General features: G+C 71.8%; 12 protein-coding genes. All 12 read right to left on the minus strand.

Features of this window, described 5'->3' with window-relative positions:
• Positions 1-8: 8 nt before the first annotated feature.
• Positions 9-1,265: a rhamnosyltransferase WsaF family glycosyltransferase gene (locus tag IEY81_RS06615; RefSeq protein WP_189117678.1), complete on the minus strand. Its 1,257-nt coding sequence runs from the start codon at positions 1,263-1,265 to the stop codon at positions 9-11.
• Positions 1,262-2,395, minus strand: a complete 1,134-nt coding sequence (locus IEY81_RS06620; RefSeq protein ID WP_189117679.1) for a DegT/DnrJ/EryC1/StrS family aminotransferase — start codon at positions 2,393-2,395, stop codon at positions 1,262-1,264. Before IEY81_RS06620 ends, IEY81_RS06615 begins: the two co-directional genes overlap by 4 nt.
• The gene (locus tag IEY81_RS06625) at positions 2,392-3,858 is read right to left on the minus strand and encodes an oligosaccharide flippase family protein (RefSeq protein ID WP_189117680.1); all 1,467 of its coding nucleotides are present in this window, start codon (positions 3,856-3,858) and stop codon (positions 2,392-2,394) included. The genes IEY81_RS06620 and IEY81_RS06625 overlap by 4 nt, the downstream gene beginning before the upstream one ends.
• Positions 3,855-4,904: a glycosyltransferase family 2 protein gene (locus tag IEY81_RS06630; RefSeq protein ID WP_189117681.1), complete on the minus strand. Its 1,050-nt coding sequence runs from the start codon at positions 4,902-4,904 to the stop codon at positions 3,855-3,857. The genes IEY81_RS06625 and IEY81_RS06630 overlap by 4 nt, the downstream gene beginning before the upstream one ends.
• The gene (locus IEY81_RS06635) at positions 4,904-5,530 is read right to left on the minus strand and encodes an LbetaH domain-containing protein (RefSeq protein WP_189117682.1); all 627 of its coding nucleotides are present in this window, start codon (positions 5,528-5,530) and stop codon (positions 4,904-4,906) included. The genes IEY81_RS06630 and IEY81_RS06635 overlap by 1 nt, the downstream gene beginning before the upstream one ends.
• Positions 5,527-6,681: a DegT/DnrJ/EryC1/StrS family aminotransferase gene (locus IEY81_RS06640; RefSeq protein WP_189117683.1), complete on the minus strand. Its 1,155-nt coding sequence runs from the start codon at positions 6,679-6,681 to the stop codon at positions 5,527-5,529. The genes IEY81_RS06635 and IEY81_RS06640 overlap by 4 nt, the downstream gene beginning before the upstream one ends.
• The gene (locus IEY81_RS06645) at positions 6,678-7,697 is read right to left on the minus strand and encodes an NAD-dependent epimerase/dehydratase family protein (RefSeq protein WP_189117684.1); all 1,020 of its coding nucleotides are present in this window, start codon (positions 7,695-7,697) and stop codon (positions 6,678-6,680) included. Before IEY81_RS06645 ends, IEY81_RS06640 begins: the two co-directional genes overlap by 4 nt.
• Positions 7,694-8,764, minus strand: a complete 1,071-nt coding sequence (locus tag IEY81_RS06650; RefSeq protein WP_229787457.1) for a Gfo/Idh/MocA family protein — start codon at positions 8,762-8,764, stop codon at positions 7,694-7,696. Before IEY81_RS06650 ends, IEY81_RS06645 begins: the two co-directional genes overlap by 4 nt.
• A gap of 96 nt (positions 8,765-8,860) precedes the next feature.
• Entirely contained in the window at positions 8,861-13,630 is a 4,770-nt protein-coding gene (locus tag IEY81_RS06655) for a DUF4082 domain-containing protein (RefSeq protein WP_189117686.1), read from the minus strand.
• Between the two features lie 23 nt (positions 13,631-13,653).
• Positions 13,654-14,550: a glycosyltransferase family 2 protein gene (locus tag IEY81_RS06660; protein WP_189117687.1), complete on the minus strand. Its 897-nt coding sequence runs from the start codon at positions 14,548-14,550 to the stop codon at positions 13,654-13,656.
• Complete coding sequence (locus IEY81_RS06665) at positions 14,543-15,253, minus strand: serine O-acetyltransferase (RefSeq protein ID WP_229787458.1); 711 nt, start codon at positions 15,251-15,253, stop codon at positions 14,543-14,545. The genes IEY81_RS06660 and IEY81_RS06665 overlap by 8 nt, the downstream gene beginning before the upstream one ends.
• Entirely contained in the window at positions 15,243-15,509 is a 267-nt protein-coding gene (locus IEY81_RS06670) for an acyl carrier protein (RefSeq protein WP_189117688.1), read from the minus strand. The genes IEY81_RS06665 and IEY81_RS06670 overlap by 11 nt, the downstream gene beginning before the upstream one ends.
• Between the last annotated feature and the right edge of the window lie 132 nt (positions 15,510-15,641).

Below are 15,641 nucleotides of genomic sequence, written 5' to 3' on the forward strand. Positions count from 1 at the left end.
TCACGACCTTAGGAACGGTTCGACCCGGTGCCGGCGGCGTCCGCCGTGGCTACCCAATCCACGGGAGCCTCACCGCGGACCGTGCGCTCGATGATCCGGCGCACGCCTTCGCGCGGGATAGCCCAGTCATCGCTGCGCACGCTCGCGGCGGCAGCCGCCGCCCGGGCCGGGACGTCCGCCGCCTCGACCGCGGCGGACAGGGCGTCGGCGATCCCGCCCGGGGTGGGCAGCGCCCACCCGACGCGGGGGTTGTCCAGGTCCGCGCGGGAGTCGCGGGAGGAGTTGACCACCGGCACGCAGCCCGCCGCCAGCATCTCCTCGGCGACCAGCGAGATGTTGGTGAACGACATCGCCAGGCCCGCGATGCAACGGTTGTAGAGGGCGTTGAGCTCCTCCGCCGTCAGCCGGCCGTGGTCGACGACAGGGACGCCGAGGTCCGGCGTGGACCAGCCGTAGACGTGGATGGGCTGCTCGGGATGACGCCGGTGGAACTCGGCGAGCGCCAGGCAGTTGAGGAGGTGTCCCCGCCGGGCCTGGCCCGGCTTGGCGTAGAAGACGATCCCGGACCGCTCCCCGCGGTTGCTGAAGGAGTAGACGGTGGTGTCGCAGGAGAACGGCACCATCTCGGAGTCGACCCCGCAGTCGGTGCGCAGCCGCCGGTGCACCATCTCGCCGAGGGCGATGTTGGTGAAACCGAACCGGTAGGTGTCGGCAGCGAGCTGGTGCTCCGAGCCGTGCGGCGAGAACAGCGGCTCGTAGTCCTGGATGAAGTAGAAGCGGTGCAGCGGCCGGGTCGCCCGGCTGGCCAGCACGTGGGCCGACTCCCAGCTGGTGGCCACGCACGCGTCCAGGCCGTCGAAGCCGTCGTCGACCGAGCGCACCTCCGCCCGCACCTGCGGCCAGGCGGAGCGGACGACCGCGGCCTGAGCCGCGGTCGAGCCGTGGTGCCGGTCGTAGAGCAGCACCACACAGCGGTGGCCCGCCTCCTCCAGCGCCTCGACCATCCGGAACATCGTGGTGTGGCCGCCCGAGCCGGCCGCGGGCGGCGTGGTGAGCCAGCCGATCACCAGCGGCCGCCCGTCCGGGACCGGCGGCGCCGGCGGCAGCACGAGGCGCGTGGAGTCGGCGATGTCCTCGGGAAGCAGGCCGAAGTCGAGCGCGCCGGCGTCCAGGTGTTGGTAGGCCCGCCGGACCGCACGACGCACCACGCCGCGGGCTCCTTCGCGGCGGAGCTTGCCGACGATGCCGAGCGCGCTGCCGCTCACCGACGCACCGCCCTGCCCAGGGCGTCCGCGACGATCTCCTGCTGCTCGGCGGTGATGCCGGGGAACATCGGCAGCGAGACGATCTCCTGCGCCAGGGCCTCGGCGACCGGGAAGGACCCGGGGCCCTGCCCCAGCCAGGAGAAGGCCGGCCACAGGTGCACCGGCGCCGGGTAGTGGATGCCGGCGCCCACGCCGGCCTCGAGGAGCTCGCTCAGCACCCGGTCACGCTCGGCGACCCGGGCGACGTAGAGGTGCCAGACGTGCTGGTTGCCCGGCAGCGTACGCGGCAGGGTGACTCCGGGCAGGTCGGCGAGCAGCGCCGCGTAGCGCTGCGCGGCCTCGTCGCGCTCGGTGTTCCAGCCCTTGAGGCGCTCGAGCTTGAGCGAGAGGACGGCGGCCTGGACGGAGTCGAGCCGGGAGTTGGTGCCGATGTCGAGGTGTTCGTACTTCGCGACGCCGCCGTGGTTGCGCAGGGCACGGACGCGGTCGGCGATGTCCGCCGAGCCGGTGGTCACCGCGCCCGCGTCGCCGTAGGCGCCGAGGTTCTTGCCGGGGTAGAAGCTGGTGCCGGCGGCCTCCCCGAAGGAGCCCGCGGGGCGGCCGTTGCGGCTCGCCCCCTGCGACTGGGCCGCGTCCTCCAGCAGCAGTACGCCGTCCCCGACCGCCTCGCGAAGCAGCTCGAACGGCGCCACCTGTCCGTACAGGTCGACCCCGATGACGGCCCGGGTGCGGCCGGTGATCCGCCGAGCGACGTCGTCCGGGTCGATCAGGAAGTCCTCGTCGCAGTCGGCGAGCACCAGGTCGGCGCCGACCATCGCGACCGCCTCGGCGGTGGCGACGAAGGTGTTCGCCGGGACGATCACCTCGTCGCCGGCCCCGATGCCCGCTCCGCGCAGCGCGAGCACGAGCGCGTCGGTGCCGTTGCCGACACCGACGCAGTGCTCGACACCGGCGAAGGCCGCGTACTCCTCCTCGAAGCGCCGCACCTGCGGCCCGAGGACGAAGGCGCCGCTCTCGCAGATCTCGGCGAAGGCGCTCACCGCGTCCGCGTTGATGACCTGGTTCTGCGGACGGAGGTCCACGAACGGGACGCCGGCGCGCGGCTCGGCGGGGTGTGCATGAGCTGTCATGAGGGGTTTCCTTCCGGGAGAGGGTCCGGCTCGAGCCGGCGGAGCCGGGTGAACCGGGCGCGCCACCAGGGCAGCAGCGGCAGGGCGTAGAGGACGAGGACGACGCCGGCAACCCCGACCAGCGTCAGGAGGCGGCCGGCGCCGAGGCCACCGACCCAGACCGACACGGCGGCCGCCGGGACGGCGGCCAGGATCGGGAGCGCGGCCGGGCGCAGCAGGTCGCCGGTGCGGACCCCGACCCGGGCGAGCGCGCGCAGGTAGAGCGGTGCGACCACGACGGCCACGACCGCGACGTGGGCCCAGCCGGCACCGGCAAGCCCCCAGCGATCGGCGCCGATCATCATCGCCGGGACCATCGCCAGGACCCAGGCGACCTGCACGGCCAGCACCGCCCGGGTCTCGCCGGCGGCGATCAGGAACGTGGCCACCAGGTCGAAGAGCACCCGGATGCCACCGAAGACCGCGAGCCCGGTGAGCGCGGCCGCGGCCGGCTCCCAGCGCTCGCCGTAGACCAGCGTCACCAGCGGCACGGCCGCAGCGGCCAGGCCGAGCGAGATCACCGTGGCGATGGTGACCAGCGGCGCCATGCAGAGCACCAGGCCACGGTTGCGTGCCCGGGGCGTGGCGGCTTGGGAGAACGCGGGCAGCGCGACCACCCTGATCGCCGCGCCGAGCGCGCTCATCGGCCAGGAGGAGATGTTGAAGGCGAGCACGTACAGGCCGAGCTGTTCGGGACCGATCGTCCGGGAGACGATCAGGTTGTCGATGCTCAGCAGCAGCCAGGACAGCAGGTTGGCGGCGGCCAGCGGCAGGCAGAACGCGAGCGACTCACGAGCCAGCGCGGGGTCGAAGCCCAGCCGCGGGACGGTGCGGGTGACCACGTAGAGCCCCAGCGCGATCACGCTCTGGGAGGCGATCTGACCGCAGGCGAGCGCCTCGGCGCCGGCTCCGGCGAGGATCATGGTGAGCGCGACGACGACCGAGGAGAGCAGGCCGAGCCCGTTGATCCCGAACAGCGCGCCCTGGCGGAAGTCCCTGGTCAGCCGGGCGGAGGGCACGATCGTGAAACCGAAGACCGCGATGCTCACCGCCATCAGCCTGATCACGCCGGTCGACTCGGCGCTCCCGAACGCGAGCGCGATCGGCTCCGCGGCCAGCGCCATCGTCGTGGCGAGCCCGACGCTGACGCCCAGCCCCATGGTGGCCACCGTCGGCGCCCGCGGTTCCATGTCACGGGCCCGGATGAGGTCGGAGCCGAGGCCGAGGTCGGCGAGGGTGGTGAGGATCGTCCAGACCGTCAGCGCCACCGCATAGACGCCGAACTCGGCGGGCGCGACCAGCCGGGCCACCAGGATGCCGAAGAGCACGCTGCCGACCCGCATCGCGATGGTGCCGCCGAGGCTCCAGCCGAGACCTCTGCTCACCCGGCCGGCCGCCGGCCCGCTGCTGACCGTCGCAGTCATGTCCCGTACCTGCGCTCGAACCGCCACCGCAGGTGGTGCCGGACCTTGCCGGTGGCGCGAGCCCACGGCCCCGGCTCGGGGGCGCGACCCTCGACGGCCTCCGCCCAGGCGCGGCTCCACGCCCTGGTGTGCCGGATGGCGAGATGGGTCTCGGCGGCGAACCGGAGGTGGTCGATGACGGTCGCGGAGTCCCCGTGGGCGACCTCCCGGCCGCGGCGCATCGCCTCGGTGGCGAGGGCCCGCATGGCGTACGGCTTCAGCGCCTGGACCTCGGCGACCTCGGGTGCTCGCTCGTCGAAGAGGATGTCGAAGGTGCGCCGCCGCTCGCGGAGGTCGGTGAGCCAGCCGGAGTACTCGGTCAGGTGCATGTTGGCGGCGTGGACGCGGTAGGCCGCCTGGATCGGGCCGTCGACGCGGCCGACGTCCCAGTGCACCGCGGTGCGCAGCCACATGTCGAAGTCGGCCGAGTGCGGCAGCCGCGGGTCGTAGCCGTCGGTCTGCTCCAGCGCCTCCCGGCGCATCACCGCCTCGGGGCTGGCCAGGAAGCAGCGGCCCTGGCGGGCGGCGGTGGCGAGCCAGTCCCGGCCCGCCCAGACCGACCAGCTGCGGGTACGCGTCGGACCGGTCGGGAGCTCGTCGGTGAACGAGCGGGCGTAGCCGTAGACCAGGCCGACGCTGCGGTGGTGCTCCATCAGTGCGGCGGCCCGGGTGAGCGCGTCGGGCATCAGCACGTCGTCGGCGGAGACGAGCGTGACGTAGTCGCCGCGGGCGAGGGCGAGCCCGTCGTTGTAGGTGCGGATGTGGCCCGCGTTCTGCTCGTGGACGAGGACCTGGACGCGGGGGTCCGCCGCGGCCAGCGAGCGCGCGATGTCGGCGCTGTCGTCGGTGGAGGCGTCGTCGACGATCAGCACGTCGACGTCGACGCCGCTCTGGTCGAGGGCGCCCGCCACCGCCTGGGGCAGATAGCGGCCGTAGTTGTAGCAGGGGATCACGACGCTGACCGAGGGGCGCGTCGACAGCGGTCGCGGACGATGGAACCTGCGCATCAGGCCGACACCCGGACCGGACGGGCGGGGACTCCGGCCCAGGTCTCCCCTGGCGGGAGGTCCTGCAGGAGCACGGCGCCCATGCCGAGGACGGCGTCGGAGCCGACGGTGAGCCGCTGGCGCACCGAGGAGCTCATCCCGAGGTAGGCGCCCTCACCGACGACCACCTCGCCACCGACGGCGACGCCGGCGCAGATCGTGGCGAAGTCGCCGACGATGTCGTCGTGGGTGAGGACCACGTTGGGCATCACCACGACGTGCCGGCCGACCGTGACCTGGGAGGTCAGCCGCGCGCCGGCGAGCAGGATGCTGCCCCGCCCGACCTCGCAGCCGGCGGCGACCGTCGCGTCGGGATGGATGATCGTGGCGAACCGGTCGGCGGTCACGCCGTAGTCGAGGAGCCGCTCGATGAGCCGGCGGCGCACCCGCCCCGCTCCGGTGCAGATCGCCAGGTCGGCGCCGCTGTCGACGACCAGCTCGACCGGTCCGATGACCTCGGCACCGCCGACCGCCGTACCCCAGCGCTCGCGGTCGTCGTCGACCGCCACGACCTCGTCGTAGCCGCTCGCTGCGGCCGCCGTCTCACCGGCCAGACCGCTGGCGGCGACGAGCATCAGCGTGGTCACCGGCGTACTCCCCCCTCGCGGAGTACGTCGATGACGCGCGCCTGCTCCGAGTCCGAGAGCTGGTGGAAGAGCGGCAGGATCACGGTGTTGTCGGTGAGCCGCTCGGTGACCGGCAGCGCCTCACCGGCGGCATCGGCGTACGCAGGCTGCCGGTGGGCCGCCATGATCCCGCGCCGCGCGGAGATGCCGGCCTCGGCCAGCGCGACCAGCAGTCCCTCGCGGTCCAACCCGTACGCCCGCTCGGTGGTCGAGCCTGTCGAGACCTCGACCCAGAAGGACTGGAAGTTGCACGTGCCCCAGTCCGGGTCCGCGACCGCGCGCAGACCGTCGATCTCGGCGACCGCCTTCACATAGACCGCAGCCAGCTCGCGACGCCGGGCGACGACCTCGGGCAGCCGCTCCAGCTGCACGATGCCGACGGCAGCCTGCAGGTCGGTCATCCGGAAGTTGAACCCGACCTCGTCGTAGGACTCCGGCGGCGAGACCAGGCTGGCGTGCCGGTCGGCGGCGGAGACGCTCATCGCGTGCTCACGCAGCCGCCGCGCCCGCTCGGCCCACTCGGGCCGCGAGGTGGTGAGCATCCCACCCTCGCCGGTGGTGAGGATCTTGCGCGGGTGGAAGGACCAGGCCGCGATCTCCGCGCCGGCACCCACGGGCCGGCCGCGGTAGGTGGAGCCGGCACCGCACGCGGCGTCCTCGACGACCACGATGCCGAGCGGGTCGCAGACCTCGCGGACCGCGTCCAGGTCGGCGGGCACCCCACCCTGGTCCACCAGGATCACGGCTGTCGTCCGCGGGGTCAGGGCGGCCGCGACGGTCTCGGCGGTGAGGTTGCCGGTCTCCGCGGAGACGTCGGCGAAGACCGGCCGCGCGCCGAGGTAGGTGGGCGCGTTGGCGGTCGCGATGAAGGAGTAGGACGGGACGACGACATCGTCGCCGGGACGTACGCCTGCGACGGTCAGGGCGAGCTGGAGCGCCGTGGTGCAGCTCGAGGTCGCCACCGCGTGAGCAGCGTGCTGAGAGGTTGCGAAGCGACGTTCGAACTCGGCGACGCGAGGGCCTTGGGCCACCCAGCCGGAGCGGAGCACCGCGGCGACCGCCTCGATCTCCTCCTCGCCCAGCCAGGGCTGCATGACGTCGACGCGGCTCATGAGACACGACCCTGGAGCTCGCGTCCGGCCGCGATCTCGGAGCGCAACGGTCGCCACCACTCCACGAGCTCGCGGAGCCCGTCCTCCAGCCCGATCGTCGGCGTCCACCCCAGGTCATCGCGGGCGGCGGTGATGGAGGCGAGCCGGCGGGTGACGCCGTTGACCGCCCGTTCCGGGCCGTGCTCGATGCCGAGCGAGGAGGCGCCCATCACCCGCAGCAGCGCCTCGGCCAGCTCCTGCAGCGAGGTCTCGGTGCCGGAGGCGATGTTGTAGACGCCCTCGCGCACGTCGGAGGCGGCCGCGAGGATGTTGGCGCGGGCGATGTCGGGCACGCAGACGAAGTCCATCGTCTGGCGGCCGTCGCCGAAGATCAGCGGCGGCTCCCCGTCGGCGATCCGCTCCATCCAGCGCACCAGCACCTCGGTATAGGCGCCGTGCACGTCCATCCGCGGTCCGTAGACGTTGAAGTAGCGCAGCCCGACGTAGTCGAGCCCACGCATCGCCCGGAAGGCGCGCACGAGCCCCTCGTTGTAGGACTTCGCGGCGCCGTAGAGGGTGTCGTTGTTGTTGTGGTGGTGGCCCTCCGGCGTCGGGAACTCCTCGGCCAGCCCGAAGACCGAGGCGGAGGAGGCGTAGACCAGCTTCGAGACGCCGGCGTCGGCGGCCGCCTCGACCACGTTGAAGGTGCCGTCGACCAGCACCTCGTTGGCCAGCCTCGGCTCCTCGGCGCACAGGGTGATCCGGATGGCGGCCTGGTGGAAGACCAGGTCCTTGCCGGCGGTGAGATCGCCGACCAGGTCGCGGTCGCGGATGTCGCCCTCGACCAGGGTGACGCGGCCGGAGGCCAGCGCGTCGTCCAGGTTGGCCTTGCGGCCGCGGATCAGGCTGTCGAGCACGTCGACGTGCGCGGCCCCCGCGTCGAGGAGCTGGTCGACGATGGTGGAGCCGATCGTGCCGGCTCCTCCGGTGACCAGCACGTTCGCGCCGTCGAGATCGGGGGTACGGGGGTGAGTCATCGGATCAGCTCCAGGATCGGGGTCTCGGCGGCCACCTCGACGAGGGCGCCACGGGCACGGAGGCTGGTCTGGGCCGCCTCCAGGACAGAGAGGACACGGAGCCCGGCGGCTCCGTCGGTGCGTGGAGAGCGGCCCTCGCGGATGGACTCGGCGAACTCGCCGACCATCCGGCCCAGGGCCTCGTACTCGGGCAGCGCGGGCGCCCAGGTGTCGCCCAGCCGGTAGGAGACGGTCGCGGCAGCGCGGTCGTAGCGGTCCACGCTCTGCTGGACGAGGTCGACACCACGGTCGAAGACGCTGAGCCGCTGCTGCGGGTTGAGGTCGTCCCAGACCAACGTACGCCGGCTCCCGCCGATCACCATCTGCCTGATCTTGGTGGGGCTGAGCCAGTTCACGTGGACGTGGGCCATCACCCCGCCCTCCAGCGGCAGGGTCAGGTAGCCGACGCAGGACTTGCCGGCCTTGAGCGGGTCGGCGCCGTGCGCGGCCACGCCGGTCGGGCGCAGCCCGCCGGGGAGGACGAAGTCGAGGATCGAGAGGTCGTGGGGGGCGAGGTCCCAGAAGACGTCGACGTCGGGCTGGACCAGGCCGAGGTTGATCCGCACCGAGTCGACGAAGAGGATCTCGCCGAGCGAGCCGTCCTCGACCAGCTCGCGGATCTTCTGCACGACCGGCGTGTAGCAGTAGGTGTGGTCGGCCATCAGCACCAGCCCGCCGGCCTCGGCAGCGGCGACCATGCTGCGCCCCGACTCCACGTCGTCGGCCAGCGGCTTCTCGACCAGGACGTGCTTCCCGGCCCGCAGAGCGCGCTCGACGAGCACCCGGTGCGTACCGGCCGGGGTCGCGACCGCGACCGCGTCCACGTCGTCTCGCGCCAGCACCTCGTCGAGGTCGGCGGTGGCCAGCACGTCCGTGCCGCCACCGATCACCTCGCGGGCCCGGGCCACGTCCAGATCTACTACGGCGACCAGCGTCCAGTCCGGTGCGTTCCGGAAGTTCCGGACCAGGTTCGGACCCCAGTATCCGGCGCCGACAACTGCCACGCCGAGCGGCTCCCCATCAGTCATGTCGACCATCGAAACGGCGAGGGGCGAGGCCCCGAAGAGCCTCGCCCCACCTATCCCCCCATTTAGGGACCGCCGTCTCCGGCAGGCCTCGACGGCCTACGGTGACGCCGGGCGGAACCGCACGTCCACGAAGTAGTTCGTGGAGTTCCAGGCACGGTCCGGGAATCCCCCTCCGGTCCCGTACCGATACCTGCCGTTGGCGCCGCCCGGCGCCGTCAGGGGGCCGACCGACCGCGCCTGGCCGAGACCGGACGGCGTGGCCGCGTAGTGCCCCTTCGGGGCGTAGTAGGACACCACGTAGGTCGTCCCCGGCGTGATCGCGACCGGTGTCGGCAGCGTCGCGGTCTGCCAGCCGCTGCTGGTCTCGCCGGTGAAGGTCACCGTCGCGAGCCGCTGGCCCGACGAGCTCCACAGCGACCCGGTGTGCGTGCCGGTGTTGCCCGTCCCCTTGTAGAACCGGATCGCCGTCACCGTGCCGGCCACCGAGGAGGTGAACGCGGTGCCGAGCTCGACCGCGTCGCTGTCGTTCGACGACGCCGTCTGCGGGGTCAGGGTGTCGAACAGCGAGAACGACTGGGTGCCGGCCGCGGCCGTGGTGAACGACCACGTCTGTGTCGGCAGGGTCGCCCCCTCGGTCGAGACCACTCCCTCGACCCGCACGCTCACCTGGGTGCTCGCGGGCAGCGCCGAGGTCGGCGTGAACCGCAGCGTACGTCCGTCCGCGGAGAGTGCCGCCGACCCGGCGACCGCGGAGCCGCCCGCCGATACCGACATGCTCCAGCCGGTGGCGACGTCGTCCGAGAACGTGATCGCCGGTCTGGCCGAGGTCTCCACTCCCGTCGCGCCCGGGCTCGGATCGCGTGCGGTGACGCTCATCGTCGCGGCGGCCCGTTCGAAGACCACGTCGACGAAGTAGTTCGTCTGACCGAAGGAGTTCTCCGGGAACCCGCCGCCGGCACCGTAGCGATAGCGTCCGGCGGTGGTGGCCGGGGCGCTCAGGTCGCCCGAGGTCCAGGCCGTGCTGAAGAACCCGCCGGTCGCCGAGTAGTGACCCTGCGGCGCGTAGTAGGAGACGACGTACGTCTCCCCCGCCGTCACCGCGACCGGCTGGTCGAGCGTGGCCTCCTGCCAGCCCGAGGCGGTCTCGCCGACGAACGTGACCGTCGCCAGCCTGGTGCCGGTGGCGGACCACAGCGAGCCGACATGGGTGCCGTTGTTGCCCGGCCCCTTGTAGAACCGGATCGCGGTGATCCGGCCGTCGCGCGACGAGCTGAACGCGGTGCCGACCTCGATCGGCGAGGCATCGCTCTCGGCCAGCGTGGTCGGCGTCTGATCACCGAAGAGCGTCTGCTCGTTCACGGCCTCCTGGGCGCGGGTGCGGAACGTCCAGCTCTTCGCCGCCAGACTGGCCCCGTCGACCGAGGTCACCCCGGTCAGGTTGACCGTGATGTTCGCATCCGGTGGCAGCGCCCCGGTCGGGTCGAAGGTGATCTCGTTCGCCGCCTGGTTCAGCGAGGTGGTCCCGGCGATCGGTCCGCTCGGCCCGGAGAGGGTGAGCTGGTAGCCGGTCGTGATCGCGCTGGAGAAGCCGACCGTGATGTTGGTGCCGCGCGCCACCGAGACCGCGCCCGGCGCCGGGCTCTGTGCCGTCATGGTCAGCGTCGGCGCACCCTTCTCGAAGACCACGTCGACCAGATAGCTCGACGCCGAGGAGTTGCCCGGGAAGCTCTCCCCGCTCGACCACGCTCCGGCGCTCGAGGTCACGTTGAGCGGACCCTTGGACAGGTTCGCCGCCGCGAAGGCGTTCGGAGACGCCGAGTAGGCCCCGTTGGTGTGGTACGAGACGGTGTACTCCGTCCCCGCCTGGACCGCGACGGGCTGGGCGAAGGTCAGCGTCTGCCAGCCGGTGGTGCTCTCGTCGGCGAAGGTGCCCTGGGCGAGCACGGTGCCGTTGCTCGACCACAGCGTGCCGACGTGCGGAGCGGTGTTGTTGACCGCCTTGTAGAACTTCACGCCGGTCACCGTGCCGGTCACGTTCGGGGTGAAGCGCATGCCCAGGGTCAGGGACGCGTGCTCGGAGTCCTCCAGGACCGTCGGCACGTCATCGTCGTCGTAGATCGAGCACGGGCAGACTCCTGGTGCTGCCGGCGGTTTCGCGGTCACGAACGACCAGCTCTTCCCGCCGCTCAGCGCGGTGCCCTGGTTGTCGGTCGCCGCCAGCGTGACGGTGTGCTTCACGAAGCCGGCCAGCGGGCTCGACGGCGTGAAGGTGACCGTCCTGGTGGTCGCGTCATAGCTCTTCGTGCCGGGCACGGTCGCCCCGAGCGCGTCCTTGACCGTGACCTGCACCGAGGACGCGACCACGGGCTTGGAGAAGCGGGCGCTGATGGTCGTCGAGCGCGGCACCGAGGACGAGTCGGCCAGCGGCCACGGGTTGATCGCCGAGAGCGGCGAGTCGTCGGTGGTCGTGAAGACGACGTCGACGAAGTAGTTGGAGTTCTGGTGGGAGCTGGTCGGGAAGGTGCCGGGGTTGGCGTAGACGCCGGCCGGCTCCGCCCCGTGGCCCCCGGCGACGTCGAGCGGGTACGCCTCGAGCCCCTGCGCCGCGAACTTCCACGGCTGCACCGCATAGCGCCCGTTCGGCGCGGTGTAGGAGACGACATAGGTCGTCCCCGCGCTCAGCGCGACCGGTGAGGTGAAGAGCGCTTGCTGCCAGCCGCCGGAGGTCTCCCCGGTGAACGTGACCTGGGCCAGCCGCTCTCCGCTGGTGCTCCACAGCGAGCCGGTGTGGGTGCCGGTGTTGCCGGCGCCCTTGTAGAAGCGGACACCCGCTGCGTACCCGTCGGTGAGCGGGGTGAACCGCAGGCCGAGCTCGGCGGAGCTCGGGTCGTCGGCCGACGCCGTCGCCGGCCCGGTGACGGCGTCCCAGGTGGTCGGGACCGGGCTCTGGCCCAGGATGCTGCAGCCGCAGGAGACGTTGAACGAGCGGGTCACCGCGGCGCCGACGTTGGCGCTGTCGTCGACTGCGCGCACCCTGATCGGGGTGTTGCCGACTCCGTGCTGGATGTATTCGATCGTCCAGGACGCGCCGCCCTGACCCGGGTGCCAGGTGGTGCCGCCGTCGGTGGAGTACTCCACCCCGGCGACGATCCCGCCGCCGGAGTCGGTGGCGGTGCCGGTCATCGTCACCTTGGCGCCGTTGGCCTGGTTGGATCCGGCCGCGGGGCTGGTGATCGTGACCGTCGGGCCGGTCGTGTCGGTCGACGCCGTGGCCTGCTGCAGCCCGGCCATCAGCGTGGTCGGCTGCGCGCCCATGTCGGCGAGCAGGTTGATCTGGGCCTGCTGCATCGCCGGGCTCGTCGCGGTGTCGTTGAAGGCGCTGTCATGGGTGTTGTCGAGCCCCCAGGTCCACTGCACGGTGCCGGCTCCGAAGACCAGCGCCCCGCTCGCGGCGCGGTAGAGGGTGATCGAGTGGGTGGTGTTGCCGTCTCCGGTGCTGCGCCCGAAGTCGGTCATGTACACGCCCTCGATGAATCCCTTCGTCTCCGAGGCGCGGATCAGCCCCGGTGGCCGGAACCCGTTGTCCTGGTCCTCGTCCGTCTCGTACCCGACCGTGTGCGGAGCCAGGGCTCTGGACGCGCCGGTCATCTGGTCGAGTCCGGTGCCGCGCCAGAGCCGTTGCTTGCCCTGGTCGCGGGTCACCGTGAGCGGCAGGTCGGTGTAGTTGGACATGAAGATGGTGCCGGTCAGCGCGTTCTCCGGCAGACCACCGCCCTGGCTCTTCGGCGCGAAGCGCGGGTCGCGCCAGGTCGAGGTGTTCTCCTCGGCGGGGTCCTCGGCACCCCATGCCTCCTTGTAGGTGACCAGCGTCCGGTAGGCCTTCTTCCCGGTCTCGCCGTACTGCGAGGACTCGTAGCGGGTGCGCCAGTAGGCCTCGTTGCCGCTGAGGAACTGCAGGTTCACCCCTGCGTCGCGGGCGGCCTCGACGTTGGCGCGCTGGCGTCCGCTCCAATACTCGTCGTGCCCGACGGAGAGGTACGTCTTGTGGTTGGTGAGCAGCTCGCCGCGACGGTCGGTGTCGACCCCGGCCAGATAGCTGACGTCGTAGCCGTTGCGCTCGAGGAACCTCACCAGCGGGTACTCGTTGGCGAAGTAGAAGTCCCGTGCCGGGCTGTGCCGGGTCACGAACGGGCGGTTGTAGCTGAGCTTGTAGGCCCGGCCGTTCTCGCCACCGTGGTAGAAGCTGGACCCGCCGTAGAGGTTGTACGCCTGCCAGGTGGTGTCCGAGGTCTGGAAGACCACGTCGGAGTGGCTGGCGTCATCGCGGACGATGAAGGTGATGTGGCTGGCCTCGTTCCGGTCGGCGCGGTGGAGCAGCGCGACGTAGACGCCCGAGACCGCGGTGGAGGGCACCTGCCAGGTCGCCGAGACGCCCCAGTTGCCGCAGTCGACCAGCTCGGTCGCGGCCTCGCGCGTGCAGTTGGGCTGGATCTGCGGCAGCCTCGCCGACGGCGTGACCGAGGCGATCCGGCGAGCGCCGTCGCCGCCGTACCACCCGGTGCGGTAGATCGTGATCGTGTAGGCGGAGGCGTCGGTGTCGACCTTGAAGTCGATCGAGCTGCCGACGTTCACGCTGATGTCCGTCGCGAACCCCTGGATCGAGTCGTCGCCGGCACCGTCGATGTCCCATTCGCTCGGCGGGGATCCGGGTTTGGAGTTCTCGCAGGCGATCTTGTTGCCGCCCGCGCCGCAGGGGTCGCCGGCGGCGTACGCCGTGCTCGTGACGGCCGTGAGACCGGTGAGGGTGAGGACGGCTCCGAGCAACGGTGCCAGGAGCCTGCGGCTCCTCGAGCTGGGACGCAACATATGCGACGTTCCCCCTTCTGGTTTCAGGCGCGCGAGCTCTCGTCGCGCAGCCAGGTCGTGTAGTCGCCGGTGCGGACGGCCCTGCGGGCGAGCCGTCGCGCGATGAGGGTGATCGTCAGGAAGACCGGGACCCGGAGACCGACCGCAGGCTGACGCAGCCCGAGCTTGAGCAGATCCGAGACGGATGTGGACGCCTGGCGGACGGCGTGCTGGTCCGCCTGGGAGTTGCCTGTCGCCACGCGGGTGCGGCGGCGGAGCAGGTCGGCGACGGTACGCGGCGGCTGCACCACCACGCGGGCGTCGGTGACGATCCGACGCTCCGAGGGCGCGAACGTCTCGGAGACGACCAGGTCGTCGTTCATGAGCCTGGCCTGGGCCTCCACCCGGGCCTGGCCCTCGGCCGAGAGACAGAACGCGCCGCGGCCGAACAGGCCGCTGCGTACGCTCGGGAGGCTCTCCCAGACCCGGTAGTACGCACGCACCTGCCACGACGAACGTTCTGTCGGGACCTCGCGGGCCGGCCCGGCGGCGTGGACGCCCGGCTCCGCGACCGCCCGGACCAGGCGGAGCGCGTCGGGGCCGGGCAGGCGTACGTCGGCGTCCAGGTGGATCCTGGGGAAGAGCGAGATGGCCGCGTTGCCGAGCTCGACCGCGAGCGCCTTCGACGCCGAGGCGGTCTCCAGGACGCGTACGCCCGGGACCGAGCGCGCCACCGCCGCGGTGTCGTCGGTGCAGCCGTTGCAGACCACGACGACCTCGAAGGTGCCCGGCGGGACACCCTCGAGCAGCGCGGTCAGGTTCCCACGCAGCCCGAGCGCCTCGTCGTGCGCGGGAACGACCACGCTCGCCACAGCCGGTGAACGCTCCATGATCGGAGCATCGCCGCGTCGTGGCAGGTCGGAGCGGGCGATGTCAGTCATCACCCAATATCGGTGACGGCACCCGTGGCGCCACCGGGGACGGTCCGTCCGGGACCCGGTCGAGTGTCCGGTTGGGGAGGACGAAGTTGATCATGTCGGCGTTGTCGTAATCGCGGGCGAGGACCCGGCCGGGGTTGCCGCCGACCAGGCTGCGGGGCGGCACGTCCTTGGACAGCACGGTGCCGGCGGAGATGGTGCAGCCGTCGCCGACCGTGATCGCCCCGGAGATCACCGCGCCGGGACCGATCCAGACGTCGTCGCCGATGGTCGGCACGCCGTGGTCGCCGGCGGCGATCCGCTGACCGATGGTGACGTTGTGGTGGAGCACGCAGTTGCTGCCGATCACGGCCGGGCCGATCATGACCCCGGAGCGGTGCATCACCAGCAGCCCGGGACCGATGTCCGCGCGGCGGCCGATGTCGGCGTGGTGGATCCGCATGTTGTGACGGTTCCAGAACCAGAAGATGCCGAGGACGCCCACGCCCAGGAGGCGGTGGCGATCCCGGACGCCTCCGGCCCAGCGGCCGAAGCGGTAGCAGGCCACGCAGCGCAGCTCGTAGTCGGTCAGCCAGAACCTCAGCCGGGCGAGCAGCGAGGGCCGCGGCCCGCCGAGGACGATGGCGTACATCTTGGCCAGGTCGACCGCGAAGTCGCTGCGCTCACCCCGCAGGCCGTGCTCACCCAGGCTGTACCTACCCAGCAAGGGAGTCCGCCGCCGTCTTCCGGGCCACGTAGGCCACCAGGTTGGCGACGCCGTCGAGGTTGTCCGGCACCGTCTCGGCCTCGGTGACGGTGATCTCGAACTCCGCCTCGAGGAACTCGATGAGCTCCAGGATCCCGGTCGAGTCGATCACTCCGGACTCGACCAGCGAGTCCGTCGGCGCGGGCAGCCGCTCCTCGTCGCCCAGCAGGAGGCTGTCGAGGATGAACGCCTCGATCGTTCGCTGTAGGTCTGCCATGTCTGCTCTCTCCCTGGTCACGTACGTGATTCCGGCCGGCGTCAGCCGGCCGGGTGCTTGCACGTCCACTGTTCTGACCGAGCGCCGGAGGGTGCGGTGACCGGCACGAAACATGCCGACATTGGGTGATAA

Origin of the sequence: Nocardioides luteus, from assembly GCF_014648595.1 — a bacterium.
GTDB classification, from domain to species: Bacteria; Actinomycetota; Actinomycetes; order Propionibacteriales; family Nocardioidaceae; genus Nocardioides; species Nocardioides luteus.

Bases quoted from the DNA above. Each gene is read 5' to 3' on its own strand.
- IEY81_RS06620 (WP_189117679.1), bottom strand. From the start codon at position 2,395: ATGACAGCTCATGCACACCCCGCCGAGCCGCGCGCCGGCGTCCCGTTC.
- IEY81_RS06625 (WP_189117680.1), bottom strand. From the start codon at position 3,858: ATGACTGCGACGGTCAGCAGCGGGCCGGCGGCCGGCCGGGTGAGCAGA.
- IEY81_RS06630 (WP_189117681.1), bottom strand. From the start codon at position 4,904: ATGCGCAGGTTCCATCGTCCGCGACCGCTGTCGACGCGCCCCTCGGTC.
- IEY81_RS06640 (WP_189117683.1), bottom strand. From the start codon at position 6,681: ATGAGCCGCGTCGACGTCATGCAGCCCTGGCTGGGCGAGGAGGAGATC.
- IEY81_RS06645 (WP_189117684.1), bottom strand. From the start codon at position 7,697: ATGACTCACCCCCGTACCCCCGATCTCGACGGCGCGAACGTGCTGGTC.
- IEY81_RS06650 (WP_229787457.1), bottom strand. From the start codon at position 8,764: ATGACTGATGGGGAGCCGCTCGGCGTGGCAGTTGTCGGCGCCGGATAC.
- IEY81_RS06655 (WP_189117686.1), bottom strand. From the start codon at position 13,630: ATGTTGCGTCCCAGCTCGAGGAGCCGCAGGCTCCTGGCACCGTTGCTC.
- IEY81_RS06660 (WP_189117687.1), bottom strand. From the start codon at position 14,550: ATGACTGACATCGCCCGCTCCGACCTGCCACGACGCGGCGATGCTCCG.
- IEY81_RS06670 (WP_189117688.1), bottom strand. From the start codon at position 15,509: ATGGCAGACCTACAGCGAACGATCGAGGCGTTCATCCTCGACAGCCTC.